Genomic DNA, 25,959 nt, shown 5'->3' with positions numbered 1-25,959 from the left:
AGCCATGTTGCGTATCCTGCTGATCGACGACACGGAAAAAAAAGTCGGCCGCCTCAAGGCCGCCCTGATCGAGGCCGGCTTCGAGGTGATCGAGGCCAGCAGCCTGAGCATCGACCTGCCCGCGTGTGTCGAAACGGTGCACCCGGACGTGGTGCTGATCGATACCGAGTCACCAGGCCGGGACGTGATGGAACAGGTGGTGCTGGTCAGCCGCGACCGCCCGCGTCCCATCGTGCTGTTCACCGACGAGCATGACCCCGGTGTGATGCGCCAGGCGATCCAGGCCGGGGTCAGCGCCTACATCGTCGAGGGTATCCAGACCACGCGCCTGCAACCGATCCTTGATGTGGCCATGGCCCGCTTCGAAAGCGACCAGGCGCTCAAGGCTCAACTGCTGGCCCGCGACCAGCAGTTGGCCGAGCGCAAGCTCATCGAGCAGGCCAAGGGCCTGCTGATGAAGATGAAGGACTGCAACGAGGAACAGGCCTACACCCTGATGCGCCGCCAGGCCATGAGCCGCCAGCAGAAGCTGATCCAGGTGGCGGAACAGATCATTGCCATGTCGCAGATGCTGGGGTAGCGCCATCCGTACCGACGTTACGCCCCTCTGTAGGAGCGGCCTTGTGCCGCGAAAGGGGCGCGCAGCGGCCCCAAGATTTCAGGGTTTACATAAAGATCGCTGGGGCCGCTTTGCGGCCCTTTCGCGACACAAGGCCACTCCTACAGGGTTCGCGCGAGACTGGATATTGGCCCGCCTCTTGCTCTGAAAACCCCGGTAGCCAACGGCGGTTGCCCCCATACCCTGACAAAGACGTCGCTCGCCCCTCCACAGCCATGGACCGGGCAGCGGCGTCTTTTCGTTTCCGCGCCCAACGAGGTGTTCGATGAATACGAGCTTCTGGAAATCCGGGCATGTGCCCACGCTGTTCGCCGCCTTCCTGTATTTCGACCTGAGCTTCATGGTCTGGTACCTGCTCGGCCCCCTGGCGGTGCAGATCGCCGCCGACCTGCAACTGAGCGCACAACAACGGGGCCTGATGGTGGCCACGCCGATCCTGGCCGGCGCGGTACTGCGCTTCGCCATGGGCCTGCTGGTCGATCGCCTGTCACCCAAGACCGCCGGGCTGATCGGCCAGGTCATCGTGATCGTCGCCCTGGCCTGCGCCTGGCACCTGGGGGTGCGCAGCTATGAGCAGGCGTTGCTGCTGGGTGTGTTCCTCGGCTTCGCTGGGGCCTCGTTCGCCGTGTCCCTGCCCCTGGCCTCGCAGTGGTATCCACCCCAGCACCAGGGCAAGGCCATGGGCATCGCCGGCGCCGGCAACTCCGGCACGGTGTTCGCCGCGCTGCTGGCCCCGGCGCTGGCCGCGGGCTTCGGCTGGAACAATGTGTTCGGCTTCGCCGTGCTGCCCTTGCTGCTGACCCTTGTGCTGTTCGCCCTGCTGGCGCGCAATGCCCCGCAACGGCCCAGGCCCAAGGCCATGGCCGACTACCTGAAGGCCCTGGGAGATCGCGACAGCTGGTGGTTCATGTTCTTCTACAGCGTGACCTTCGGCGGCTTCATCGGCCTGGCCAGTGCCCTGCCCGGCTACTTCAGCGACCAGTACGGGCTGAGCCCGGTGACCGCCGGCTACTACACCGCCGCCTGCGTGTTCGCTGGCAGCCTGATGCGCCCACTCGGCGGTGCTCTGGCCGATCGCTTCGGCGGGATCCGCACCCTGCTGGCGATGTACGGCGTGGCCGCCGTATGCATCGCCGCAGTGGGCTTCAACCTGCCCAGCGCGGCGGCGGCCCTGGCGCTGTTCGTCAGCGCCATGCTCGGATTGGGCGCCGGCAATGGCGCAGTGTTCCAGCTGGTGCCACAGCGTTTTCGCCAGGAGATCGGTGTGATGACCGGGCTGATCGGCATGGCCGGTGGCATCGGCGGCTTCCTGCTTGCCGCAGGCCTGGGCACCATCAAGCAGCATACCGGCGACTACCAGCTCGGCCTGTGGCTGTTCGCCAGCCTCGGCCTGCTGGCCTGGTTCGGTCTGCACGGGGTCAAGCAACGCTGGCGCACCACCTGGGGCTCCGCGGCAGTGACGGCGGCGCGGGTCTGAGGCCGCGCCATGAGCCTGCAACTGAGCTTTGCCCAGGCCAGCGCCACCGGGCCGCGTCCGGAAAACCAGGACGCCCTGCGCCTGGTAACACCCGTGCCGGAGCTGGCCGCCAGCAAGGGTTACCTGTGCGCGCTGGCAGACGGCGTCAGCCAGTGCGCCGATGGCGGCCTGGCGGCGCGCGCCAGCCTGCAGGCCCTGGCCCTGGACTATTACGCCACGCCCGCCACCTGGAGCGCTGCCCAGGCCCTGGACCGCCTGCTCACGGCACAGAATCGCTGGCTGCGCGCCCAAGGCAATGGCCAGCCGCTGCTGACCACCCTCAGCGCCCTGGTGCTGCGTGGGCGACGTTTCACCCTGGCCCATGTCGGCGATTGTCGGGTGTACCGCTGGCAGGCCGACCAGCTGCACTGCCTGAGCGAAGACCATGTCTGGGACCAGCCCGGCATGCAGCATGTGCTCAAGCGCGCGCTGGGGCTGGACCAGCAACTGCTGGTGGACTACCTGGAGGGCGACCTGCGCGAGGGCGAGTGCTTCGTGCTGCTCAGCGACGGCATATGGGCCAGCCTGAGCGATGCGCATATCCAGTCGATCCTGCGCGAACAACCCGACCTGCAGGTGGCCGCCGACACCCTGGTGGCCAGCGCCCACCATCGCGGCAGCCAGGACAACGCCAGCGCCTTGCTGGTGCGAGTGGATCAACTGGGCGCCAGCAACCTGGGCGACACCCTGGCGCAACTCCAGCAGTGGCCGCTGCCAGTCGCGCTGCGTGACGGTCAGTCGATCGATGGCTGGCAGGTCGACGGCTTGCTGACCCAGAGCCGGCAATCGCTGCTGTACCGGGTCCGCGACCCGCACGGCCAGCCCTGGCTGCTAAAGACCCTGCCGCAGTCTCGCGACCAGGAGCCCGGGGCCGCCCAGGCCCTGCTGCTGGAGGAGTGGTTCCTGCGCCGGGTCGCCGGCCGCCACTTCCCTGAAGTGCACCCGGCCAGCCAACGCCAGCACCTGTACTACCTGATGCGCGAGTACCCGGGCACGACCCTGGCCGGACAACCCCCACTACCGCTGGCGCAATGGCTGGAGGTCGCCCGCCAGCTGTTGCAAGCGGTGGGCGTACTGCATCGGCGCAACCTGCTGCACCGCGACATCAAGCCGGACAACCTGCACCATGGCAGCGATGGCCAACTGCGTCTGCTGGACTTCGGGCTGGCGTACTGCCCGGGGCTTTCCGAGGACCCGCCCCATGCCCTGCCGGGCACGCCTTCGTTCCTCGCCCCTGAAGCCTTCGACGGCCTGCCCCCCGCACCGCGCCAGGACCTCTATGCCGTGGGCGTGACGCTTTATCATCTGCTCACCGGGCACTACCCCTACGGCGAGGTCGAAGCGTTCCAGCGCCCACGCTTCGGCACGCCAGTGAACCCGGCGCGTTATCGGCCGGATTTGCCGGAGTGGTTGCAGCGCAACCTGTTACAGGCGGTGGCGGCAGACCCGGCGCAGCGCTTCGAGACCGCCGAGCAGTGGTTGCTGTTGCTGGAACGGGGAGATCGCCAGGAGCTGGCCGAGCGGCCACGGCCGCTGCTGGAGCGCGAGCCGTTGAAGGTGTGGCGCACGATTGGGTTGCTGTCGCTGCTGTTGAACCTGGTGTTGTTGCTGGTGTTGCTCAAACGCTAAGCGCGCAGGCGCACCACAGTTCGTGTAGGAGCGGCCTTGTGCCGCGAAAGGGCTGCGTAGCAGCCCCGGCAATCCGCGTGATGCTGAAATCCTGGGGGCGCTGCGCACCCCTTTCGCGGCACGAGGCCGCTCCTACAAAGGGGGGGGACCAGGTGTATCTCGAAAAATCTCGGGCAAAGAAAAACCCGGCCGAGGCCGGGTTTTTCGTGAAGCGTCAAACCAATTACTTGGCCTGGGCTTCTACCTGAGCTTCTACGCGACGGTTGACGGCGCGGCCAGCATCGGTGGCGTTGTCGGCGACCGGACGGGTCTCACCGTAGCCAACCGAGTCAACACGGCTCGATTCGATGCCGTACTGCTGGGTCAGGACTTGCTTGACAGCGCTGGCGCGACGCTCGGACAGCTTCTGGTTGTAAGCGTCTGGACCGACGGAGTCAGTGTGACCTTCCACGGTGGTGGTGGTCTGTGGGTACTGCTTCATGAAGTCAGCCAGGTTCTTGATGTCGCCGTAGCTGTTAGGCTTGACGACCGACTTGTCGAAGTCGAACTTGACGTCCAGCTCAACGCGAACGACTTCGGCAACAGCCGGGCAGCCATCAGCATCAACGGTAACGTTGGCTGGGGTGTCAGGGCACTTGTCGACGTTGTCGCAGACGCCATCGTTGTCGCTGTCGGAGCAGACTTCGGCAACTGGAGCTGGCGCAGGAGCGGCTTTCTGGCCACCGCTGCCACCGAAGTTCAGACCCAGACCAACGGTCGGACCCCACTCGGTGTTGCCGTTGTCGATGTTGTACATGGCTTCGACGCCGGCACGGGCGAAGAACATGTCGGTGATGTACCACTTGGCGCCAGCGCCAACGTTGGCGAAGGTGGAGTGGTCACGGCCGCCACGAGTGGCCTGGCCCAGGCTTTCGTGAGCGAAACCAGCGGAAACGTACGGACGCAGGGCGTCACCGACGGTACCGAAGTGGTAGGTGGCGTCCAGCTTGGTCTTGGAGCCTTTGATGTCTTTGTTGAAGACTTCACCACGAGCGTTGTGGGTCTCGTTGTAGCCCAGGTCCAGGGACACGTCGTCGGTCAGGAAGTAACCGAGGCGGACACCAGGGTTGGTGCCGGTGTTCTTGAAGTTACGCTCGCTGTCGTAGTACTGCTTGGTGACGTTGCCTTCGATTTCGACAGCGCCTTGGCCTTGAGCCAGAACGCCGAACGAAGTAGCGGCCACGAGCGAGCCAATGGCCAAGCCCAAGGTGTTTTTCAATTTCATCCGTTAAATCCCCATCTGGTGATAGTTAAGCAGTCCCACCAACATCCGGGGGACAACTCGACGGCAAGTCTAGCAGAACTTGCCGGTTGGTTAGAGGTATTTGCTGGCCACTAAGTTTCAGCCAGGCCTGCAAATTTCTCTCTAAGCTTGTCGAGCGCACGCTTGTAGCGCATTTTCGTGGCGCTCAGGCCCATGTGCATGATGTCCGCGATCTCCTGGAATTCCAGCTCTGCGACAAATCGCAGCACCAGGATTTCCCGGTCGATCGGGTTCACATGCACCAGCCATTTGTCCAGCCCGCCCTTCTCCTCCGGCTTCGGTGCCTTGTCCTCGGACGCCTCTTCGACAGGGTCCAGGCTCAGGGCATCCATCAACCGGCGCTTGCGACGCTCCTTGCGGTACTGGGTGATGCATTCGTTGTAGGTGATGCTGTAGAGCCAGGTCTTGAACTTGGACTTGCCCTCGAAGTTCTTCAACCCGTACAGCACCTTGAGCATCACCTCCTGACAGACATCGTCGGCATCCCGATCGTTCCCCAGGTAGCGCGCGCAGACGTTGAACAGCGTGCGCTGGTAGCGGCGCATCAGTTCCTCGTAGGCGCGGGTGACGTGAAACAGCTCCTCATGCGAACGCGCCACCAACTCCTCGTCGGTGAGCTCGCGGGGGTCATAGCGCATGGGCGGCGAATGAACTTTATTCAAAACGGATCTGGCCGACAGTCAGGTCAATGTCGCCGCTCGGCCCTGTGGGCCGATTTTTGCGGCGGCATACATTAACAGCTTTTGTGCGGTTAGCGGCTATTCACGCGCTGCTCGAGCAGCTCGCGATTAGACAACGACACCAGTTCGCCATCATCGGTCAGCAGGGTCGTCTTGACCGTGCCGATTTCCTCGATGTGCCCCTCGACCTCGCCAATACGCACCTGCTGGCCGACTTGATACAACTCGCGCACATAGATGCCGGCCAGGATCTGCCCGGCGATTTCCCGGCTGCCCAGGCCCATCGCCAGTGCAACGGCCAGACCAACGGTAATCAGCCCGATGACGATCACATGGTTCAGCAGGTCGGTCTTGACCTCGAGCTGGCTGATGGCCACCGAGATGCTGATGATGATCACCAGGCCCTGGGCGATGCGCCCGACGCCGGCGGCGTACTCCAGGCCGATACCCTCGGCGGCGCCGCGCACCAGACCGTTGACCAGTTGCGCCAGGAGCACGCCGGCCAGCAGCACCAGGGCCGCGCCGAACACCTTGGGCAGGTACAGGGCGAGCATGTCGAGGGTCGCCGAGACCCGCTCGAGCCCCAGGGATTCCGCGGCCGAGACCAGGAAGATCAGCAGCACGAACCAGTAGACGATCTTGCCGATCAAGGTCGAGATCGGCACCTGGATGCCGACCCGGGCGAGCATCTTGGTCAGCCCGGTGCCACTCATCAGGCGATCCAGGCCGAACTTGGCCAGCACCTTGGACAGCAGGGTGTCGAGCAGCTTGGCCACGACGAAACCGAGCAGCACCACGACCAGCGCGCCGAACAGGTTGGGGATGAAGTTCGCCACCTTGGTCCAAAGGGCAGTCATGGCGGTGACCAGGCTCTGGGTCCAGAGATCGAGTTCCATATTCAATCGGCCTTATCTGCGTTGCTGCCGGCGGCAGGTTTGCGGGTAGAGTTGCGACGGACCGGCGCGACATGCGCCGAGCCATTGTTCACGGCGATCAGCAGCGCCTGGCTCCAGCGGCCAAGCAGGCTGAACAGATCGCCCGCGCCGACCTGGCGGTTGGCGGTCTTGAGCACGCGACCCAGGCAGGCGGCGTCGTCGCGGTCCTGGCCGGACGGCGACGCCTTGAGCAGGTCGCGCAGGGATTCTTCAAACGGATCGTGCATGGGCACCTCGCGCAATGTCAGTCAAAGACGAGGGCGCCGAGCAATGGGTCACACAGGGATGTGGGACGAGTGTTTCAAAATGAGTGTGCGAGCCCATCGCGGGGCAAGCCCGCTCCCACGGAACCACGCTGAGAGCGTGGGAGCGGGCTTGCCCCGCGACAAGATACATCACACCCACCGCAACCGCCGGAACAACCACCACTGCCCTGCTGCCAGCCCCAGCACGACCATGCAGGCGAACAGGAAGCCATAGGGGTTTTCCGCGCCCGGAATACCGCCGACATTGATGCCCAGCAGCCCGGTGATGAAGCTCATGGGCAGGAAAATGCAGGTGATGATGCCGAACCGGTACATGGTCCGGTTCATCCGCTCGCTGCGCCGCCGGTCCTCGCTTTCCAGCACCAGCGCGGCGCGCTCGCGGGCCAGTTCGAGCTCTTCGAGGTAGCGGATCAGGCTGTTGTTCAACTCGTTCCAGTAGTCGGCGTCGGCATCGGCGAACCAGCTGTATTTGCTGCGCGACAGCTGGGCATAGATGTCGCGCTGGGGGGCGAGGAAACGCCGCAGGCCGGCGGCGCGGCGCCGGATCTGCTGCAGGCTGCCCTGGGCCGGAGAATACCGTTCGTCGGATTCTACCTTTTCTTCTTCCAGATCGACCGCTTCGGACAGGTCGCTGACCAGCGCCTGGACCTTTTCGGTCAACAGTTCACCCATCAGCAACAGCAGTTCGGAGGCGGTCTTCGGCCCCCTGCCCTCGTCCAGTTTCTGCAGGACCTCGTCGCTCGCCCGAAGGGGCCGCAGACGCAGGGAAATGACCCGACGCGCCTCGGCGAAGATACGCACCGAGACCATGTCCTCAGGCTCGGCGCCCGGGTTGAGGTTGACCCCGCGCAGGAACAGCAGCATCTGCTCGTCGGCCAATGGCAGCAGGCGCGGGCGGGTGTTCTCCTCCAGCAGCAATTCGCAGGCGAACTCGCTCAGGCCACTGTCGTGGAGCAACCAGGTGCGGGTCTGCGGGTGACTGCGGTCCCAGTGCAGCCACAGGCTCTCCTGGGGCTGCAGCTGCAGGTCGTCCAGCTCGGTGCGGGCGATCGAGCGCGCGCCACCCTTGCCATCGAGCACCAGGGCATGCACCAGGCCCCACTGCGCGTTGTCTTCCTCGAACATCAAAGCTCCATCGGTGTACGGCGCGTCACTCGGGCATCTTCAGCGGGCTCGGCGAGACCAGCACGCCGTTGTTGTCGGCATACACATACTCGCCCGGGCGGAAGGTCACGCCAGCGAAGGTCACCGCGACATTGAGGTCGCCGATGCCACGCTTGTCGGTCTTCATCGGGTGACTGGCCAGGGCCTGGATGCCGACATCGGTCTGCGCCAGCACGTCCACGTCACGCACGCAGCCGTAGATCAGCAGGCCTTCCCAGCCATTTTTCGCCGCTTTCTCGGCGAGCATGTCGCCCAGCAGCGCGCGGCGCAGCGAGCCGCCGCCGTCGACCACCAGAACCTTGCCCTTGCCGTCGAGCTCGACCTGCTCCTTGACCAGCGAATTGTCCTCGAAGCACTTGATGGTGACGATCTGGCCACCGAACGAGTCGTGGCCGCCGAAGTTGCTGAACATGGGTTCGAGCACCTGGACCAGGTCCGGGTAAACGTCGCACAGGTCGGGCGTTACGTAATGCTGCATGGGAAACTCCTGTCAGTCACAACGAAAGCGGATGTGGAGCAAGGCTACACCGCAGGAGGCCGGCAGTCATCCGGGACCGAGCAGTCAGTTTGCTTTTGTCTGCTCCGGCCTCTTCGCGGGTAAACCCGCTCCCACAGGGTTTCGCACCTCACCTGTGGGAGCGGGTTTACCCGCGAAGAACCCCACGCGGAATCAACTGGCGGGCACCGGCTCCATCACCACCGTCGAGGCATGCACCGGCACCTGCGGATCCCTCAGCCAGCGCTCCACCAGCGGCCACACCTGGGTTTGCGCCGCCTTGCTGACCAGCATGTCGACATGCCCGAAGGCCTCGAAGCCCTCCTCGCGCCCCAACCGCAGGAACTGCCTGGCGTCACCGCCGAACTGCTCGAACAGCTTGCGACAGGCCCACACCGGGTCCTGGAAGTCACCGGCCCCGGCCACCGCCAGCAGCGGCACCTCGACCTCGGCCAGCCCCGCCCACCAGTCCTTGTCCTTGTCGCCGAAGCGGCCAAACAGGCCATTCCAGCGCAAGCTCTCCAGGGCCAGGCCGATGGGTTCGTCCTCCGGGCCACGCTTGAGGCGCGAACCCGAGATCTGCGCGAAGCGCTTGAGCAACACGCGCGCGCCCCACTCCACCGGCGGCACTTTCAGCGGCCAGTAGACCCGGCTGACCTGGGTGCCGAACAGCGCCGCGCTGGCCACCAGCGCGACGTCCAGGTAACTGCTACCCAGCGCCGCCGCCAGGGTGGTGCCGCCCAGCGAGTGGCCGACCCAGTGCGGCGCCTGCCCGGCCTGCTCGCGAACGAAAGCGCCGATCACCGGCAGGTCGTAGCGCGCATAGTCGGCCACACGGTTCTGTCGCCAATCGCGGTTGCGCGGCGACAGGCCGTGGCCGCGCATCTCCGGGATCCACACATCGAACCCGGCGCGGGCCAGATAGGCGCCCAGGCCGATGCCCTTGGGCGAATACCAGAAGCGCCGGTTGGAGAAACTGCCGTGCAGGAGAATGACCGGCACGCCCTGGGCGTGGTCCTGATCGGCCAGGCCCAGGCGGGTGACGGCCAGCTCAACGCTCGGATCGGGGCTGTTGCCGGCCTTGATCCGGTAGACGTCTTCGCTGAGGTCGCCGCGGCGCTCGGCACTGAGCAACGCGACGGGAAATTGGGTGGAGCTGCTTTGCATGGGTTCACGAACAAACTGAGGATATGAACGTGGGAGCGGGCTTGCCCCGCGATTGAACCAGACCTGCAGACACTGCTGTCCCATCTGGCGCTATCGCGGGCCAAGCCCGCTCCCACAGTGTGTTGCCTTCAGCGCATCACGCCGCGCCCTGGCCCTCGGCCAGGAAGAACCAGGTCTCGAGCACCGAGTCCGGGTTCAGCGACACGCTCTCGATGCCCTGCTCCATCAGCCACTTGGCCAGGTCCGGGTGGTCCGACGGGCCTTGACCGCAGATGCCGATGTACTTGCCGGCCTTGTTGCACGCGGCAATGGCGTTGGCCAGCAGCTTCTTCACGGCCGGGTTACGTTCATCGAACAGGTGGGCGATGATGCCGGAGTCGCGGTCCAGACCCAGGGTCAGCTGGGTCAGGTCGTTGGAGCCGATGGAGAAGCCGTCGAAGTACTCGAGGAACTCTTCGGCGAGGATGGCGTTGGACGGCAGCTCGCACATCATGATCACGCGCAGGCCGTTGTCACCGCGGGCCAGGCCATTCTCGGCGAGCAGGTCGACAACCTGGCTGGCTTCGCCCAGGGTGCGCACGAACGGCACCATGATCTCGACGTTGGTCAGGCCCATCTCGTTGCGCACGCGCTTCAGCGCACGGCACTCGAGCTCGAAGCAGTCACGGAACGACTCGCTGATGTAGCGCGAGGCGCCGCGGAAGCCCAGCATCGGGTTTTCTTCTTCCGGCTCGTAGAGTTTGCCGCCGATCAGGTTGGCGTACTCGTTGGACTTGAAGTCCGACAGGCGCACGATGACCTTTTTCGGGTAGAAGGCCGCAGCCAGGGTGCTGATGCCCTCGACCAGCTTCTCGACATAGAAGCCAACCGGGTCGTCGTAGCCGGCGATGCGCTTGTCGACGCTTTCCTTCAGCTCCGGCGGCAGGCCGGCGTAGTTGAGCAGCGCCTTGGGGTGCACGCCGATCATGCGGTTGATGATGAACTCCAGGCGCGCAAGGCCGACACCGGCGTTGGGCAGCTGGGCGAAGTCGAAGGCGCGGTCCGGGTTGCCGACGTTCATCATGATCTTGAACGGCAGTTCCGGCATGGCATCGACCGAGTTCTGCTTGACGTCGAAGCCCAGCTCGCCTTCGAAGATGAAGCCGGTGTCGCCTTCGGCGCAGGACACGGTGACGCCCTGGCCGTCTTTCAGGACCTGGGTGGCGTTGCCGCAGCCGACAACGGCCGGAATGCCCAGTTCACGGGCGATGATCGCCGCGTGGCAGGTACGCCCGCCGCGGTTGGTGACGATGGCGCTGGCGCGCTTCATCACCGGTTCCCAGTCCGGGTCGGTCATGTCCGAAACCAGCACGTCGCCCGGCTGGACCTTGTCCATTTCCGAGACATCGTTGATTACGCGGACCTTGCCGGCGCCGATGCGCTGGCCGATGGCGCGGCCCTCGACCAGCACGGTGCCCTTCTCTTTCAGCAGGTAGCGCTCCATGACATTGGCGCTGGAACGGCTCTTCACAGTCTCGGGGCGGGCCTGGACGATGTACAGCTTGCCGTCGTCACCGTCCTTGGCCCACTCGATGTCCATCGGGCGCTGGTAGTGCTGCTCGATGATCATCGCCTGCTTGGCCAGTTCGTTGACCTCGGCGTCGCTCAGGCAGAAGCGCGCGCGCTCGGCACGCTCGACCTCGACGGTCTTGACCGAGCGCCCGGCCTTGGCTTCGTCGCCATAGACCATCTTGATTGCCTTGCTGCCCAGGTTGCGGCGCAGGATCGCCGGACGGCCGGCCTGCAGGGTCTGCTTGTGCACGTAGAATTCGTCCGGGTTGACCGCACCCTGTACCACGGTTTCGCCCAGGCCGTAGGCGCCGGTGATGAACACCACGTCGCGGAAGCCCGACTCGGTGTCGAGGGTGAACATCACGCCGGCGGTGCCGGTCTCGGAGCGGACCATGCGCTGCACGCCCGCGGACAGGGCCACCAGCTTGTGGTCGAAGCCCTGGTGCACGCGGTAGGAAATGGCGCGGTCGTTGAACAGCGAGGCGAACACTTCCTTGGCCGCGCGGATCACGTTGTCGACGCCGCGGATGTTGAGGAAGGTCTCCTGCTGGCCGGCGAAGGAGGCATCCGGCAGGTCCTCGGCGGTGGCCGAGGAACGCACGGCCACGGCCATGTTGTCGTTGCCGCCGGCCATCTCGGCGAAGGCCGTACGGATTTCTGCGTCCAGACGCGCCGGGAAATCGGCTTCCATCACCCACTGGCGGATCTGCGCGCCGGTCTTGGCCAGGGCGTTGACGTCATCGACGTCCAGCGCATCGAGCGCCGCGTGGATGCGCTCGTTCAGGCCACTTTGCTCGAGAAAATCGCGGTACGCCTGAGCCGTAGTGGCAAAGCCGCCCGGCACCGAGACACCGGCACCTGCGAGGTTACTGATCATCTCGCCCAGGGATGCGTTCTTGCCCCCCACATGCTCCACATCATGGACGCCGAGCTTATCGAGGGAAACTACGTACTCTACCAAGGTGATCTCTCCACTAACTGTATTGGAAAAGCTCAAGGGCGCCCGCCTGCCTGACTGACTGGGCCGGACGCTTGTGGCCTGGACCTGGAAAATAAGTGAGAATGCCGAGCAACCGCGTTCGGCAAACCGAACCTATCATATCCAGAAATCTTCGGCAGCTTAAGGCCCCCAGGTGCAAATGAAACGAACCGCGTTCTTCATCTCCGACGGTACCGGCATCACTGCAGAAACGCTGGGCCAGAGCCTGCTCGCACAATTCGAGAGCATTCCGTTCAATAAATTCACGCGCCCCTACATCGATACGCTGGACAAGGCCCGGGCCATGGTCCAGCAGATCAACGCCGCGGCCGAGCGCGACGGAGTGCGTCCGATCATTTTCGACACCATCGTCAACCAGGACATCCGTGAGGTCATGGCCACGTCCAATGGCTTCATGATCGACATCTTCTCGACGTTTTTATCCCCGCTCGAGCAGGAATTGACCGCCCATTCGTCGTATTCCGTGGGCAAATCCCACTCGATCGGCGGCAATTCCAACTACATGGAGCGCATCGAGGCGGTCAACTTCGCCCTGGACAACGATGACGGCGCGCGCACCCACTACTACGACAAGGCCGACCTGATCCTGGTCGGCGTGTCGCGCTGCGGCAAGACCCCGACCTGCCTGTACATGGCCATGCAGTTCGGCATCCGCGCCGCCAACTACCCGCTGACCGAGGACGACATGGAGCGCCTGCAACTGCCGGCGGTGCTGAAGAAGCACCACAGCAAGCTGTTCGGCCTGACCATCGACCCCGACCGCCTGACCGCCATCCGCCACGAGCGCAAGCCCAACAGCCGCTACTCGAGCTTTGCCCAGTGCGAGTTCGAGGTGCGCGAGGTGGAGAACCTGTTCCGTCGGGAGAACATTCCCAACATCAACTCCACGCATTTCTCGGTGGAGGAGATCTCGGCGAAGATCCTGGTGGAAAAAGGCGTGGAGCGGCGGTTCAAGTAAGCCTGAACCGGCCTCTTCGCGGGTAAACCCGCTCCCACAGGGATATCACAGGGCTTGAGGCAGTGAGGTCCCTGTGGGAGCGGGTTTACCCGCGAAAGGGCCAGACCTGCTGACAGAAGGCCCAAAGAAAAGCCCCGGCATCACTGCCGGGGCTTTCTTTTACCTCAACGCCAGGCTCAGGACGGAATCACCGCCGCCTGCCCGCTCATCGCCAGGTCGACCAGCTCGCGGTTGGCCACCGCGTACATCGCATAGTCGGTGCCGGTGGCGTTGCGCAGGTCGTCGAGCATGGCGCGCCAGCGCTCGACCATGACGCGGTGCTGTTCACACCACAGCGCCACCCGTGCATCCATGTCTTGCGGCGCGTCGGCCATCTGCAGCACGGAGATGGTGATCGCCCGCTGCTGCAGGTCGATATCGTCGCGGAACGCCTCGCGGGCCAGGGCCTGCCAGTTGTTCTCCACCGGCAGGTTGCTGATCTCCTGCAGGTACCAGGTCAGGTCCAGCGAGCTGCCCACGGCGAAGAACGCCTTGGCCACCTGCGCCGGATCGTGACCGGTGACGTCCGAGGCCTCGATGATCGGCAACAGGGTGTACAGGTGGGTGGTGCCGGCCACCATGCGTGCCAGCAACTCCGGCACACCGGCCTCGACGAAGCCCTGGTAGCGGACCATCCAGCGCTCGCGGGTCGGGCCTTCCAGCAGTTCGTCGAGCTTGAGCCCCAATTGCGCGAGCACCGGCCCGAAGTGGGCGACGTCGCGGCCCGCATCCTGCTCGTTACGGCGGCTGCGCAGGAACCAGCGGGTGGCACGACGGCCCAGGCGCATCAGCTCGTCCATCAGGGTCAGCTGGATCTCGGCCGGGACCTGATAGTCCAGGGCCTCGATCTGGCGGAACCAGTGCGGCAGGTGGAAGATGTCACGCACGATCACATAGGCGCCGGCGACGTTGGCCGGGCTCATGCCGGTGGACTCCTTCAGACGCTGGACGAAGGTGATGCCCATGTTGTTGACCAGGTCGTTGGCGATCTGGGTGCTGACGATCTCGCGCTTGAGGCGGTGACGGCGCATCGAGTCAGCGAACTTGCTCACCAGCGACGGCGGGAAGGCCGTCTCCATGTCGCGGGTCAGGTAGTCGTCGTCCGGCACCAGCGACTTGAGCAGTTGCTCCTTGAGGTCGATCTTGCTGTACGAGATCAGGACCGACAGCTCGGCGCGGGTCAGGCCCTGGCCGGCGGCCAGGCGCTCGGCCAGCTGCTCCTCGGTGGGCAGGAACTCGATGGCGCGGTCCAGCTTGCCACGAGACTCGAGGTCGGCCATCAGGCGCTTGTACTCGGCGATCCGCTCGCGGGCGCGGCGGGCGGCCAGCGACAGCGCCTGGGTCTGCTTGTAGTTGTTGCCCAGCACCAGGCCTGCGACTTCGTCGGTCATGCTGCCCAGCAGCTGGTTGCGCTGCTTCTCGGTCATGTCGCCACCCTGCACCACTTCGTTGAGCAGGATCTTGATGTTGACCTCGTGGTCGGAGCAGTCCACGCCGCCGGCGTTGTCGATGAAGTCGGTGTTGGTGGCGCCGCCGTTGAGGCCGAACTCGACCCGGCCGAGCTGGGTCATGCCCAGGTTGCCGCCCTCGCCCACCACCTTGCAGCGCAGCTCGTTGCCGTTGACGCGCAGGGCGTCGTTGGCCTTGTCGCCGACATCGGCGTGGCTTTCGCTGCTGGCCTTGACGTAGGTGCCGATACCACCGTTCCACAACAGGTCCACCGGCGCCTGCAGCAACGCGTGCAGCAGTTCGGTCGGGGTCAGGCGATCCGCTTCGATGGCGAAGCGTTCCTTCATCTGCGGGCTGATGGCGATGCTCTTGGCGCTGCGCGGGAAGATCCCGCCGCCTTCGGACATGATGCCGGTGTCGTAGTCACTCCAGGCCGAGCGCGGCAGGTCGAACAGGCGCTTGCGCTCGACGAAGCTGGTGGCCGGGTCCGGATTCGGGTCGATGAAGATGTGCAGGTGGTTGAACGCTGCCACCAGTTGTAGCTTGTCGGACATCAGCAAGCCGTTGCCGAACACGTCGCCGGCCATGTCGCCGACCCCGACCACGGTGATCGGATCTTCCTGCACGTTGATGCCGCGCTCGCGGAAGTGACGCTGCACGCCGACCCAGGCGCCACGGGCGGTGATGCCCATCTTCTTGTGGTCGTAGCCGGCCGAGCCGCCGGAGGCAAAGGCGTCGCCCAGCCAGAAGCCGTAGTCGATGGCGATGCCGTTGGCGATGTCGGAGAAGGTCGCGGTGCCTTTGTCGGCCGCCACCACCAAGTACGGGTCGTCGTCATCGTGGCGCACCACGTTGGCCGGCGGCACCACGCCACCATCCTTGAGGTTGTCGGTGATGTCGAGCAGGCCGGAGATGAAGATGCGGTAGCACGCCACGCCTTCGGCGGCGATCTCGTCACGGCTGCCGCCCAGCGGCAGGCGGCGCGGCAGGAAGCCGCCCTTGGCGCCCACCGGCACGATCACCGAGTTCTTCACCTGTTGGGCCTTGACCAGGCCGAGCACTTCGGTGCGGAAGTCCTCTTCGCGGTCCGACCAGCGCAGGCCGCCGCGGGCGACGTTGCCGAAGCGCAGGTGCACGCCCTCGACCCGCGGCGAATAGACGAAGATCTCGAACTTCGGCACCGGTTTCGGCAGTTCCGGGATCAGCTTGGGGTTGAACTTGAAGCTGAAGTACGACTTGTTCTGGCCGTTGGCGTCCGGCTGGTAGAAGTTGGTGCGCAGGGTGGCCTTGATCAGGTCCAGGTAGCGGCGCAGGATGCGGTCCTCGTTGAGCACCTGGACCTCGTCCAGGGCGCTGAGGATCGCCTGCTCCAGGCGCAGCTGCTTGTCGTCCAGATCTTCCTGGGTCAGCTTGCGCGCCAGGTAGAAGCGGGTCTTGAACAACCGGGTCAGCTCGCGGGCGATGTCGGTGTGGTTGTTCAGGGTACTGGCGATGTAGCCCAGGTCGAAGCCCAGGCGGATCTGCTTGAGGTAGCGGGCGTAGGCGCGCAGCAGCGCCACGTCGCGCCACGGCAGGCCGGCGGTCAGCACCAGGCGGTTGAAGGCGTCGTTCTCGGCGTCGCCCTTGACGATATGGACGAAGGCATCCTGGAAGGTGTCGTTGAGCTGCTGGATATCAAGATTGAGGCCTTCGCTGTAGGTGAAGGCGAAGTCGTGGATCCAGAACTCGCGGCCGCTGGCGTGGCGCAGGCGGTACGGGAACTCGCCGAGCACGCGCAGGCCGAGGTTTTCCAGGATCGGCAGCACGTCCGACAGCGCCAGCGGCGTATCGGCGTGGTACAGCTTGCAGTGCAGCTGGCGCTCGCCCAACTGGGTCAGCGGCTGGTAGAAGCTCATGGCCAGCGGCTTGGCTTCCGACAGGTTCAGCACATGCTGCATGTCGACCACCGCCGAGTGCGCGGCGAAGCGCTCGCGGTAACCGGCCGGGAAGCCTTTCGGGAAGTCGGCCAGGATGTTGGTGCCATGGGCCTCGCCGAAGTTCTCCACCACCAGCGCCGAGAAGTCGTCCTGCCACGAACGGCAAGCCTGGATCACTTCGTTTTCCAGCTGCTGCGGGTCGATGTCGATGCGGTTCTTCGGGTCCACCCGCAGGATCAGCTGCACGCGGGCCAACACCGATTCGGAGAAGAAGGTCCAGAACTCGCAGTCGGTGGCCTTCAGACGCTCCATCAGCACCTGCTGGATCTTCTGCCGCACCTCGGTGGAGTAGATCTCGCGTGGCACATAGGCCAGGCAGTAGCAGAAGCGGCCGTACGGGTCCTTGCGCAGGAACACGCGGATCTTGTTGCGCTCCTGGATCTGCACGATCGACATGACGGTACTGAGCAGTTCGTCGACCGGGGTCTGGAACAGGTCGTCGCGCGGCAGTACCTCGAGGACCTGGGCCAGCTCCTTGCCCAGGTGGGCTTTGGGGTCGAAGTTGGAACGGCGTTCGACTTCGGCGACCTTGCCACGGATGTACGGGATGGTATGCACGCTCTCGCCGTACACCGACGAGGTGTACAGGCCCATGAAGCGGCATTCCTTGATGACCTTGCCATCCTGGTCGATCTGGCGGATCGACACGTAGTCCGGGTACGCCGGGCGGTGCACGCGGCTCGGCTGCGAGGCCTTGGCGAACGACAGCAGGCGCGGCTCGCGCAGGTAGGCGACGGCGTAGTCCTCGATGCGCAGGTCGTCGGCGCCCAGGCCTGCGCGCAGCAGGCGGGCCAGGCCCAGGAACGAGGCCTCGTCGTAGACCAGATGGCCGCCGTCGGCATCGGACTCGACAGTGAATTCCTCATAGCCGAGGAAGGTGAAATGGTTGTCCAGCAGCCACGACAGGAAGCTCTTCACCTCGGCCTTGTCGTTCTGCGCCGGGCCGAAGGCGTTCTGCTCCACCAGTTCCAGCAGCTCGCGGATCTTGGCTTTCATCGGCTCGAAGTCGGCGACCACGCCGCGCACTTCGGCCAGTACCTGCTCCAGCTCCATGCTCAGGGTGTTGAGCTCGGCGGCATTGGCGCAGCGGTCGATCTCCAGGTACATCAGCGACTCATGGCTGACGCCCTCGCCCTGGGTGCCCTTGGGCAGCAGTTCGACCAGCTCGCCCTTGGCGCCGCGGCGCACGCTGAGCACGGTGGTCTGCAGGGTGTGGATGCTGTAGCCGCGGCGGTTGAGCTCGGTGCGTACCGAGTCGACCAGGAACGGCAGGTCGTGGTGCAGCACCTCGACCACGGTGTGGGTCGATTGCCAGCCGTGGCGTTCGTAATCGGGGTTGTAGACCCGCACCTGCGGGTGTTCGGGGTCGAAGCGCTCGATGATGCGCCAGGCGGACAGCGTGCAGCCGGCCAGGTCCGACAGCCTGCGCTGTGTGAGTTCGTCCAGAGAGATGATGCCGAAGAACTGCTCGGCGAACAGCGCCACTTGTGGCAGGGACTGTTCGCTGATGTGCTGCGCCAGGGCCACCTGCAGTTGATGCTGGAAGTCGGCTTTGCTGGCTGCGGTGAAAAACGCCATCTGTGGTACTCCGCTTGGGCTTTGTTATAGGTGAAGCGTCGCGTACGTCCGCCGGGTACGGATCAACGATAGCCAACCCGCGGCAAGCCGGACGGTAAAACCAGGCGTTGGACACGAGCGTCATGTCCACCGACTGGGGAGCTTAACGACTGAACGGTCACTGCGGCTTGCAGCGCTGCGACAATTTCGGTCAATGCGCGGTAACTTTACGTTTATCACGGCCGCCAAGGCTGTCAGAATTCCTTTCCCTTGCCATTGACCCGAGCCGCCCATGCAACTGAAAACCGCCCTGCTCTTCGCCACTCCCTGCGACGACGAGGAAGACAACATGGCGACCCTGTGCTGCCACAGCGACAAGGGCCAGATGTTCCTGCTGACCCGTTATCCGGACGAGGACACCGTCGACCTGACCCTGGATGACGAGCCGTCGACCCTGGACGGGCTGAAGGTGACCCTGAGCGCGCAGCGGCTGTTGATCGAGGTGGCGGCTGGGGATCGTGATGCGTTGAAGGGGGATGAAACGCTGGAGATCATCCTGACCAGCGCCGGGACCGACCTGGAGGAAGTAGCGCTGACCTTGCGCAATATCCTCGACGGGACCGGAACGTTCGTGTCCGAAATCTAAGCAGTTACATCACCCGTGTAGGAGCGGCCTTGTGCCGCGAAAGGGGTGCGAAGCGCCCCCTTATTGGTGCATCACGCTGATATAGCCGGGGCCGCTATGCGGCCCTTTCGCGGCACAAGGCCGCTCCTACAGGTAGCGCGCAAGCTTCCAGGACATTGACAGGCCACTATCGACACAGGCATTGTCTGACAACCTGACCAATAAGAACTTCCATGTCCATGCTAGAGCTCCAGCGCCCCGACACCCTCGTCGAACGGGTCGTCAACGCCATCCGCGCCGAGATCGATTCCGGCCGCCTGGCCGCCGAATCGCGCCTGCCCACCGAACAGCAACTGGCTGAACAGCTCAATGTCAGCCGCTCGGTGGTGCGCGAGGCCGTGGCGCAGCTCAAGGCCGACGGGGTGCTGATCGCCCGCCGCGGGCTCGGCTCGTACATCTCGCAGACGCCCAGCGGCACGGTGTTCCGTTTCCCCGGCAGCCAGGGGCGCAAGCCGGACCTGGTGCAGATGTTCGAGATGCGCCTGTGGATCGAGACCCAGGCCGCCGCCATCGCCGCCCGCCGCCGCGACGCCGACGACCTCGCGCGCATGGCCGCCGCCCTGGGCACCATGGAAGACCCGCGCAGCGACTTCGCCACGGCCTCGGCCGCCGATGTGGCCTTTCACCGCGCCATCGCCGAAGCCAGCAAGAACGACTACTTCGTCGCTTTCCACGATTTCCTCGGCGGCCAGTTGGCCGCCGCCCGCCGCACCGCCTGGGAAAACTCCGCCACCCCGGCAGTGGGCGGTTCGGCCGATGCCCTGCGCGAGCACCGGGCGCTGTACCAGGCCATCGCCGACGGCGACCGCCAGGCGGCGGCCGGCTGCGCCGAAGCCCACCTGCGCGCCTCGGCCAAGCGCCTGAAACTCGACCTTCCCGACCTCGACTGACCCCGGAGAACCCCATCGCGGCCTGGCGAGGCTTTCACACGCACTACTTAGTCTGACAACCTGATAAGCAGATTCACCGACAAGAATACCAAGGTACCCTGCATGACCTACGACTACTGCATCATCGGCGGCGGCATCGTCGGCCTCGCCACCGCGATGGCCCTGCTTGAACGACGCCCCGGCGCTTCGCTGCTGATTCTGGAAAAGGAGGCCAGCCTCGGCCGCCACCAGACCGGCCACAACAGCGGCGTGATCCATGCCGGCATCTACTACGCGCCCGGCAGCCTCAAGGCCGACCTGTGCAAGCGCGGCGCCCAGGCCACCAAGGATTTCTGCAGCGCGCACGGCATTGCCTTCGAGGTCTGCGGCAAGCTGCTGGTGGCCTCCAACGACCTGGAGGTGCAGCGCATGCAGGCGCTGTACGAACGCTCCCAGCAGAACGGCCTGAAGGTCGAGCGCCTGGATGCCGGCGCCCTGCGCGAGCGGGAGCCGAACATCGTCGGCAAGGGCGCGCTGTTCCTCGATGCCACCGGCATCGTCGACTACCAGCAGGTGTGCGACTCCATGGCCAAGGTGATCCGCCAGGCCGGTGGCGAACTGCGCCTGTCCACCACCGTGCGCGCCATCCAGGAGCATGCCGACCACGTCGCGATCAGTGCCGACGGCAACGCCTGGCGCGCCCGCCAGCTGGTGGCCTGCGCCGGCCTGCAGTCCGACCGCCTGGCGCGTCTGGCAGGGGTGAAGATCGACCACCAGATCATCCCTTTCCGCGGCGAGTACTACCGCCTGCCGGCGAGCAAGAACCAGATCGTCAACCACCTGATCTACCCGATCCCCGACCCGGAGCTGCCGTTCCTCGGCGTGCACCTGACGCGGATGATCGACGGCAGCGTCACCGTCGGCCCCAACGCGGTGCTCGGCTTCGGCCGGGAAAACTACCGCAAGTTCTCGGTGAACTGGCGCGATGTCGCCGAGTACGCGCGCTTCCCGGGTTTCTGGAAAACCATCTGGAACAACCTCGGTTCCGGCACCGCCGAGATGAAGAACTCGCTGTTCAAGCGCGGCTACCTGGAACAGTGCCGCAAGTATTGCCCGTCTCTCGAAGTCGAGGACCTGCTGCCCTATGAGGCCGGCATCCGCGCCCAGGCGGTGATGCGCGACGGCACCCTGGTGCACGACTTCCTGTTCGCCGAGACCCCGCGCATGGTGCATGTGTGCAATGCGCCATCGCCCGCCGCCACCTCGGCCATCCCCATCGGCCAGATGATTGCCGAGAAGATTCTCCAGGCCCGCTGATCCACCCGCTGCATCCACAATTACAAAGACAACAAGGAAAACCCCAATGTCGGTACACGAGACGGCCCTGGCCGCGAGCGAAACCCCCGAACAGCAACGCAAGCGCCTGCGCAAGGTGGCGGCGGCGACCATCTTCGGCTCGATGCTGGAGTGGTACGACTTCTACCTCTACGCGACCATGGCGGCGATCGTCTTCTCGAAGATCTTCTTCGACCCGAGCAACCCGGCGGTGGCCTCGCTGCTGGCGTTCTCCACCTTCGCCATCGGCTTCATCGCCCGGCCCTTCGGCGGCGTGCTGTTCGGCTACCTGGGCGATCGCTTCGGGCGCAAGCACGTGCTGGTGATCACCTTCTGCATGATGGGTCTGTGCACCATGCTGATCGGCCTGATCCCCGGCTACGCCACCATCGGCATCTGGGCGCCGATCCTGCTGGTGATCATCCGCATCATCCAGGGCCTGGGCGCCGGCGCCGAATTGTCCGGCGCGGCAGTGACTTCCTACGAGCACGCCAGCGAAGGCAAGCGCGGCAGCCAGGGCGCCTGGCCGGCGCTGGGGCTGAACCTGGGCCTGCTGCTGTCGTCGCTGACCGTGTACCTGCTGACCATGAACGGCAACGAGTTCCTGCTGGCTGGCGGCTGGCGCATCCCGTTCATCGCCAGTATCGCCCTGGTGGCGGTAGGCCTGTGGGTGCGCAAGAGCATCCCCGAGACCCCGGACTTCAAGGAACTGGACAAGGCCGACGACAAGCCGCAGGTGTCGCCGCTCAAGCTGCTGTTCAGGAATGACCTCAAGGGCCTGGCGGTGGTGTTCTTCGTGGCCGTGGGTTACAACGCCCTGAGCTACATCTTCAAGACCTTCTCGCTGGCCTACCTGACCCAGTTCAAGGGCGTCGAGGCGCATGTCACCTCGCTGTCGGTGACCCTGGCCAGCCTGGTGGCGATCTTCGCCGTGCCGTTCTTCGGCTGGCTGTGCGACAAGTGGAGCAGCAAGACCGTGCTGATGCTCGGCGGGCTGTTGTCGGCGCTGTTCGCCTACCCGTTCCTGCAACTGCTGTCGACCGGCGAGCCGATGATGATCTACCTGGCCATCGCCGTGGGCACCGGGATCCTGGCGCCGATGATGTTCGCCCCGCAGGGCTCGTTCCTCAGCCGCCAGTTCCCGACCCAGACGCGCTCGTCGGGGTTCGGCACCGGGCGCGAGGTCGGTACCGCCGTGGCCGGCGGTTTGGCGCCGCTGGGCGGGCTGGCGCTGGTGGCCGGGTCGGCGACTCATTCCACCGATGGCGTGACCTTGATCCTGGCGGTGGCCGGGGTGCTGGTGGTGGTGTTTGCGTTCCTTGACCAGGGCTGGCGGCATTCGAAGTCGAAGAACTGACCTGGCGACAGACGGGTAAACCCGCTCCCACAGGTACTACGCCAACCTGTAGGAGCGGCCTTGTGCCGCGAAAGGGCCGCATAGCGGCCCCGGCAATTTCTGCGTCGGTGCTGACATCCTGGGGCTGCGTTGCAGCCCTTTCGCGGCACAAGGCCGCTCCTACACGTTGGCGTAGTACCCGCGAAGAGGACAATCCCGAGCATTGGCCAGGATTTCCCAGGTGGACCACCGCCAACTGCTGTCTCGGGAGGATATAATGGCCCCCTCCCCAGGCAGCAGCCTCCAGACATGATCCAGTCCAGCCTCGATCTCTTCGACCCCCACCCCCAGCGCCTGGCGCGCCATACCCTGCTGCTGCCCGGCTTCGCCCTGCCCGAACTCGAGGCCCTGCTCGACGCCCTGCGCCCGGTGCTGCGCGCGGCACCGTTTCGCCACATGCACACCCCCGGCGGCCTGCGCATGGCCGTGGCCCTGACCAACTGTGGCGCGCTGGGCTGGGTCAGCGACGAGAACGGCTACCGCTACACCTCCATCGACCCGGTCAGCGCAAAACCCTGGCCCGCCCTGCCCCCGCTGCTGGTCGACCTGGCCACCCGCGCCGCCGCGCAGGCGGGCTTCGATGGCTTCGTGGCCGATGCCTGCCTGGTCAACCACTACCTGCCCGGTACCCGCCTGAGCCTGCATCAGGACCGCGACGAACAGGACTACGGGCAGCCGATCGTCTCGATCTCGCTGGGCTTGCCTGCGGTATTCCTGTTCGGCGGGCTGCAACGCTCGGACCGCCCCCGGCACATCCCGCTGAGCCACGGCGATGTGCTCGTCTGGGGTGGCGAGGACCGCCTGCGCTTTCATGGCGTATTGCCGATCAAGCCGGGCGTGCACCCGCGCATGGGCGAGCGGCGGATCAATCTCACGCTGCGCAAGGCGGGATAAGCCGCCCGCCTACAGGCTGGCGAACCATTCGCGGCGTTCCTCGAACGCCGCCCGGATCGCCCCGACCATCACCTGTACCAGCGGATCACCTTCGGTCTGCCCGTTGACCGCCAGCCACACCCGCCGCCGCATCGGCTCGCGGAACAGGCCCGGCAGGGCCAGCAATCCACGGTCCAGGTGCGTCGCATAATGCGGCAGCAAGCCGACACTGGCGCTGCACTTGATCAGCTGGCAGTACATTTCGTAATCCTCGATCTGGGTCACCCCGGCCGAACGGGTCCGCAGCAATGCCTGCCAGGGCATCAGCGCCTGCACACCTACCTCGCCCTGCCATTGCACCAGCATGTAGTCCTGCAGGTCCGCCAGGCTGGTCGGTCGGTTGGCCTCGCGGGCGTAGCGCTTGGCAATATGCGGCAGGTACTCGAGGGTGGCCAGGGCCTCGGGGGCGGCACCGGCAAAGCTGCCGGCGCGGGCACCGTGGCTGGCGTCGCCCAACCACAGGGCGACATCGGCAACCTGTTCGGGTACCTGGCGACCGTCGAGGGTGGCCACCTCCAGGCGCATGCCGGCATGCTGGCGCACGAAGTTGATCAGGTTGCGGCCCAGCAGGTCCTGCAGCAGCGGTTCGGCCACGGCCAGGCGCACGCTGGCGCTTTGCTCTCGCGGCAGCGGCACGACCGGCTCGCGCGCCTGGAGTATCTGCAGCAAGCGTTCGCCCTGCTGGCTGAGCACCGGGTTGTTGTTGCGGTTGACGAACAGGCTGTAGCCCAGGCGCGCTTCCAGCGCCGCCAGGCGTTTGCGCAGGGCCACCGGCTTGAGGTTGAGTCGCCGCGCCGCCTGCATGAAGCAGCCGCAGCGCGCGGTGACCAGGAAACAGTTCAGGGTCTGTTCGTCCAGGGCCAGCGGCACCTGGCGACGAACGACAGGCACGGCGGTATCCGGGGCTCGCCCCCGGGGCAGATCGATCGGCATTCCTCGCCTCCCGCGGGCCCGCCTGGGCAGGCCCGGTTCTTCCATGGTTGTTGGCGACTAGCGGCTGCTGCTCTCCAGCACCTGATTCAGCGCCGCGCCATCGATACTCAGGGTGGCGGTGTCGAACATGCCCTCGACATAGGCCTTGGCCACCTGCTCCTGGCGCTGGGCCCGCAACAGCTCGCGCAGGCGTGGCGCCACCTCCTCGAAGGTCGCCGCCCGGGCGGGCTGTTGCTCGACCAGCTTGATGATGTGGTAGCCCGCCGCGCTCTGCACCGGTTCGCTGACCGTGCCCACCTTGAGCTTTGGCACCACCCCACGCACCTCGGGCAACAACTGCGCCAGGGCCTGCAGGCCGGTGTCGCCACCGCCGGCGGCCGTGCCGGCATCCTGGGAGTGCTCACGGGCCAGCGCGGCGAAGTCGGCATCCGCAGCCTGGGCCTGCTTGGCCAGCGCCTGGGCCTGCTTGCGCACGGCCTCGTCGTCCCTGGGGTTCTCCACCCGCAGGAAGATCTGGCTCAGGCGGTAGCGCACCGGCAGCTGCAAACCGGCCTTGCCTGCCTCATAGGCCTGCTTGAGCTCCGCCTCGCCGGGGTAGTCGTCGGGCACCTTGCTCACCGAGTTCAGGTAGTCGCGCAGGACGATCTGCTCGGTGGCCGCGCGGGTCTGCACCTGGATTTCCGGGCGCTGCAACCAGCCCTGGGCCTCGGCCTGCTGGTACAGGGCCTTTTCCGCCAGGCGAGCGCGGATCCAGGCCTCCAGTGCCGGGCGGTCGCCGCGCAGGCTGGCACGGGCTTCCTCGGGCAACTGGGCGAACAGCGCCTTGAGTTCGCCGCTGCCGACCTGTTGCTCGCCCAGACGCGCCAGTACCGGGCCGTTGTCGGTGGCCACCAGGGCGGCGGGCGACACCGGACGCGCCGCCGCCACCGGCTCGTCGCCCGGGCGCAAGGCCAGGGCGACCGCCACCGCGACAATGGCCAGCGCGCCAGCGCCGGCCCAGAGAGTGCGCGCCGTCACGAGGCGCGCTCTTGGTCGTGGGCGACCTGGACTTTCTGCTGGTCGGCCACATTACGGCTGTAGTCACGCAGATAGACGATCAGCTCCTGCAGCAGCCGGTCCCACAGCACCAGGCTGCCCAGCAGGTGCTGCTGACTGACACCATCGGCGACCACCACGTCCTGCTCCATCACCAGGAACTCGCCCTGCACCGACAGGCGGGCGAAGCGCCGGCTGGCATTCCAGTGCTCGGCCAGGCCCGCCGGCAGCTCGCCCTGGATACGCAGGGCACAGCTGAAGGTGAAGTCGAGGAATTCGCCCTCCTTGCCCGCGGCCCGGTTGCCGAAACGAACGGCATAACCCACGCCCTGGCTGGCGCTGAGCAACTGCACCACGGCGTTCTGCTCGGTGCGGTTGACCCGGCAGCCGGCATCCTGCAGCAACTGGGTCAGGGAGTCGGCGCTAACGGTTTCGATCAGGGTGACTTCGGTCATGTGCTTACTTCCT

The 25,959-nt window shown here is 65.5% G+C and carries 21 protein-coding genes; 9 read left to right on the top strand and 12 right to left on the bottom strand.

What is annotated here, in order from left to right; all coding sequences use genetic code 11:
• Positions 1-4 precede the first annotated feature (4 nt).
• The 3 genes from NMG10_RS00270 (at position 5) to NMG10_RS00260 (ending at position 3,764) form a co-directional block, all read left to right on the top strand.
• Positions 5-580 carry an ANTAR domain-containing response regulator gene (locus NMG10_RS00270; RefSeq protein WP_203647484.1) on the top strand — a complete coding sequence of 192 codons (576 nt, stop codon included), beginning with the start codon at positions 5-7 and terminating at the stop codon, positions 578-580.
• A 304-nt stretch (positions 581-884) separates the two neighbouring features.
• The gene (locus tag NMG10_RS00265) at positions 885-2,096 is read left to right on the top strand and encodes a NarK/NasA family nitrate transporter (protein ID WP_254463434.1); all 1,212 of its coding nucleotides are present in this window, start codon (positions 885-887) and stop codon (positions 2,094-2,096) included.
• A gap of 9 nt (positions 2,097-2,105) precedes the next feature.
• Entirely contained in the window at positions 2,106-3,764 is a 1,659-nt protein-coding gene (locus tag NMG10_RS00260) for a bifunctional protein-serine/threonine kinase/phosphatase (protein WP_254463432.1), read from the top strand.
• A 223-nt stretch (positions 3,765-3,987) separates the two neighbouring features.
• Here NMG10_RS00260 and NMG10_RS00255 read toward each other — a convergent pair whose 3' ends face one another.
• From NMG10_RS00255 to ppsA, 8 genes are all read right to left on the bottom strand, one after another.
• Positions 3,988-5,028: an OmpA family protein gene (locus NMG10_RS00255; RefSeq protein WP_203647486.1), complete on the bottom strand. Its 1,041-nt coding sequence runs from the start codon at positions 5,026-5,028 to the stop codon at positions 3,988-3,990.
• Positions 5,029-5,138: 110 nt separating this feature from the next.
• Positions 5,139-5,705: an RNA polymerase sigma factor SigX gene (gene sigX / locus NMG10_RS00250; protein WP_050704759.1), complete on the bottom strand. Its 567-nt coding sequence runs from the start codon at positions 5,703-5,705 to the stop codon at positions 5,139-5,141.
• A 113-nt stretch (positions 5,706-5,818) separates the two neighbouring features.
• On the bottom strand, positions 5,819-6,643 hold the full coding sequence (locus tag NMG10_RS00245) for a mechanosensitive ion channel domain-containing protein (RefSeq protein ID WP_110739094.1): 825 nt from the start codon (positions 6,641-6,643) through the stop codon (positions 5,819-5,821).
• A gap of 2 nt (positions 6,644-6,645) precedes the next feature.
• Positions 6,646-6,909 carry a hypothetical protein gene (locus NMG10_RS00240; protein WP_028692938.1) on the bottom strand — a complete coding sequence of 88 codons (264 nt, stop codon included), beginning with the start codon at positions 6,907-6,909 and terminating at the stop codon, positions 6,646-6,648.
• A gap of 168 nt (positions 6,910-7,077) precedes the next feature.
• On the bottom strand, positions 7,078-8,073 hold the full coding sequence (locus NMG10_RS00235) for a zinc transporter ZntB (RefSeq protein ID WP_254463431.1): 996 nt from the start codon (positions 8,071-8,073) through the stop codon (positions 7,078-7,080).
• A 25-nt stretch (positions 8,074-8,098) separates the two neighbouring features.
• Positions 8,099-8,590 carry a ribonuclease E activity regulator RraA gene (rraA, locus tag NMG10_RS00230; protein ID WP_254463429.1) on the bottom strand — a complete coding sequence of 164 codons (492 nt, stop codon included), beginning with the start codon at positions 8,588-8,590 and terminating at the stop codon, positions 8,099-8,101.
• Between the two features lie 192 nt (positions 8,591-8,782).
• A complete protein-coding gene (locus NMG10_RS00225) occupies positions 8,783-9,775 on the bottom strand; it encodes an alpha/beta hydrolase (RefSeq protein WP_254463428.1) in 993 nt (330 codons plus the stop codon).
• 136 nt (positions 9,776-9,911) lie between these two features.
• A complete protein-coding gene (gene ppsA, locus NMG10_RS00220; protein ID WP_203647488.1) occupies positions 9,912-12,287 on the bottom strand; it encodes a phosphoenolpyruvate synthase in 2,376 nt (791 codons plus the stop codon).
• 178 nt (positions 12,288-12,465) lie between these two features.
• On the opposite strand from ppsA, the gene NMG10_RS00215 reads away from it, so the two are divergent.
• Positions 12,466-13,284 carry a pyruvate, water dikinase regulatory protein gene (locus tag NMG10_RS00215; RefSeq protein ID WP_028692934.1) on the top strand — a complete coding sequence of 273 codons (819 nt, stop codon included), beginning with the start codon at positions 12,466-12,468 and terminating at the stop codon, positions 13,282-13,284.
• Positions 13,285-13,460: 176 nt separating this feature from the next.
• Here NMG10_RS00215 and NMG10_RS00210 read toward each other — a convergent pair whose 3' ends face one another.
• Positions 13,461-18,326: an NAD-glutamate dehydrogenase gene (locus NMG10_RS00210; protein WP_254463426.1), complete on the bottom strand. Its 4,866-nt coding sequence runs from the start codon at positions 18,324-18,326 to the stop codon at positions 13,461-13,463.
• Positions 18,327-18,597: 271 nt separating this feature from the next.
• On the opposite strand from NMG10_RS00210, the gene NMG10_RS00205 reads away from it, so the two are divergent.
• The 5 genes from NMG10_RS00205 (at position 18,598) to alkB (ending at position 23,484) form a co-directional block, all read left to right on the top strand.
• Positions 18,598-18,951: a hypothetical protein gene (locus NMG10_RS00205; RefSeq protein WP_203647490.1), complete on the top strand. Its 354-nt coding sequence runs from the start codon at positions 18,598-18,600 to the stop codon at positions 18,949-18,951.
• A gap of 218 nt (positions 18,952-19,169) precedes the next feature.
• On the top strand, positions 19,170-19,880 hold the full coding sequence (locus NMG10_RS00200; RefSeq protein WP_232856067.1) for a FadR/GntR family transcriptional regulator: 711 nt from the start codon (positions 19,170-19,172) through the stop codon (positions 19,878-19,880).
• A gap of 102 nt (positions 19,881-19,982) precedes the next feature.
• Entirely contained in the window at positions 19,983-21,176 is a 1,194-nt protein-coding gene (gene lhgO / locus NMG10_RS00195; RefSeq protein ID WP_254463424.1) for an L-2-hydroxyglutarate oxidase, read from the top strand.
• 46 nt (positions 21,177-21,222) lie between these two features.
• Complete coding sequence (locus tag NMG10_RS00190) at positions 21,223-22,551, top strand: MFS transporter (protein WP_254463422.1); 1,329 nt, start codon at positions 21,223-21,225, stop codon at positions 22,549-22,551.
• Between the two features lie 288 nt (positions 22,552-22,839).
• Positions 22,840-23,484, top strand: a complete 645-nt coding sequence (gene alkB / locus NMG10_RS00185) for a DNA oxidative demethylase AlkB (RefSeq protein ID WP_254463420.1) — start codon at positions 22,840-22,842, stop codon at positions 23,482-23,484.
• Between the two features lie 9 nt (positions 23,485-23,493).
• On the opposite strand, the gene NMG10_RS00180 is transcribed toward alkB, so the two are convergent.
• The 3 genes from NMG10_RS00180 to NMG10_RS00170 are packed head-to-tail and all read right to left on the bottom strand — an operon-like array spanning position 23,494 to position 25,946.
• Entirely contained in the window at positions 23,494-24,456 is a 963-nt protein-coding gene (locus tag NMG10_RS00180) for a LysR family transcriptional regulator (RefSeq protein ID WP_232856020.1), read from the bottom strand.
• 57 nt (positions 24,457-24,513) lie between these two features.
• Positions 24,514-25,473, bottom strand: coding sequence for a peptidylprolyl isomerase (locus NMG10_RS00175; RefSeq protein WP_254463418.1), 960 nt, complete (start codon positions 25,471-25,473; stop codon positions 24,514-24,516).
• On the bottom strand, positions 25,470-25,946 hold the full coding sequence (locus NMG10_RS00170) for a YbjN domain-containing protein (protein WP_232856018.1): 477 nt from the start codon (positions 25,944-25,946) through the stop codon (positions 25,470-25,472). The genes NMG10_RS00175 and NMG10_RS00170 overlap by 4 nt, the downstream gene beginning before the upstream one ends.
• Between the last annotated feature and the right edge of the window lie 13 nt (positions 25,947-25,959).

Origin of the sequence: Pseudomonas sp. DVZ6 (genome assembly GCF_024259445.1) — a bacterium.
GTDB classification, from domain to species: domain Bacteria; phylum Pseudomonadota; class Gammaproteobacteria; order Pseudomonadales; family Pseudomonadaceae; genus Aquipseudomonas; species Aquipseudomonas peradeniyensis.
The sequence above is the reverse complement of the archived record's forward strand: the minus strand, read 5'-3'. Positions and strand labels throughout refer to the sequence as shown.

Excerpts from the sequence above, each read along its gene's own strand:
- NMG10_RS00245 (WP_110739094.1), bottom strand. The coding sequence starts at position 6,643 with ATGGAACTCGATCTCTGGACCCAGAGCCTGGTCACCGCCATGACTGCC.
- alkB (WP_254463420.1), top strand. The coding sequence starts at position 22,840 with ATGATCCAGTCCAGCCTCGATCTCTTCGACCCCCACCCCCAGCGCCTG.
- NMG10_RS00255 (WP_203647486.1), bottom strand. The coding sequence starts at position 5,028 with ATGAAATTGAAAAACACCTTGGGCTTGGCCATTGGCTCGCTCGTGGCC.
- NMG10_RS00235 (WP_254463431.1), bottom strand. The coding sequence starts at position 8,073 with ATGTTCGAGGAAGACAACGCGCAGTGGGGCCTGGTGCATGCCCTGGTG.
- NMG10_RS00265 (WP_254463434.1), top strand. The coding sequence starts at position 885 with ATGAATACGAGCTTCTGGAAATCCGGGCATGTGCCCACGCTGTTCGCC.
- NMG10_RS00215 (WP_028692934.1), top strand. The coding sequence starts at position 12,466 with ATGAAACGAACCGCGTTCTTCATCTCCGACGGTACCGGCATCACTGCA.
- lhgO (WP_254463424.1), top strand. The coding sequence starts at position 19,983 with ATGACCTACGACTACTGCATCATCGGCGGCGGCATCGTCGGCCTCGCC.
- NMG10_RS00240 (WP_028692938.1), bottom strand. The coding sequence starts at position 6,909 with ATGCACGATCCGTTTGAAGAATCCCTGCGCGACCTGCTCAAGGCGTCG.
- NMG10_RS00260 (WP_254463432.1), top strand. The coding sequence starts at position 2,106 with ATGAGCCTGCAACTGAGCTTTGCCCAGGCCAGCGCCACCGGGCCGCGT.
- NMG10_RS00200 (WP_232856067.1), top strand. The coding sequence starts at position 19,170 with ATGCTAGAGCTCCAGCGCCCCGACACCCTCGTCGAACGGGTCGTCAAC.
- NMG10_RS00180 (WP_232856020.1), bottom strand. The coding sequence starts at position 24,456 with ATGCCGATCGATCTGCCCCGGGGGCGAGCCCCGGATACCGCCGTGCCT.
- NMG10_RS00170 (WP_232856018.1), bottom strand. The coding sequence starts at position 25,946 with ATGACCGAAGTCACCCTGATCGAAACCGTTAGCGCCGACTCCCTGACC.
- sigX (WP_050704759.1), bottom strand. The coding sequence starts at position 5,705 with ATGCGCTATGACCCCCGCGAGCTCACCGACGAGGAGTTGGTGGCGCGT.
- rraA (WP_254463429.1), bottom strand. The coding sequence starts at position 8,590 with ATGCAGCATTACGTAACGCCCGACCTGTGCGACGTTTACCCGGACCTG.
- NMG10_RS00270 (WP_203647484.1), top strand. The coding sequence starts at position 5 with ATGTTGCGTATCCTGCTGATCGACGACACGGAAAAAAAAGTCGGCCGC.
- NMG10_RS00210 (WP_254463426.1), bottom strand. The coding sequence starts at position 18,326 with ATGGCGTTTTTCACCGCAGCCAGCAAAGCCGACTTCCAGCATCAACTG.
- NMG10_RS00225 (WP_254463428.1), bottom strand. The coding sequence starts at position 9,775 with ATGCAAAGCAGCTCCACCCAATTTCCCGTCGCGTTGCTCAGTGCCGAG.
- NMG10_RS00190 (WP_254463422.1), top strand. The coding sequence starts at position 21,223 with ATGTCGGTACACGAGACGGCCCTGGCCGCGAGCGAAACCCCCGAACAG.
- NMG10_RS00205 (WP_203647490.1), top strand. The coding sequence starts at position 18,598 with ATGCAACTGAAAACCGCCCTGCTCTTCGCCACTCCCTGCGACGACGAG.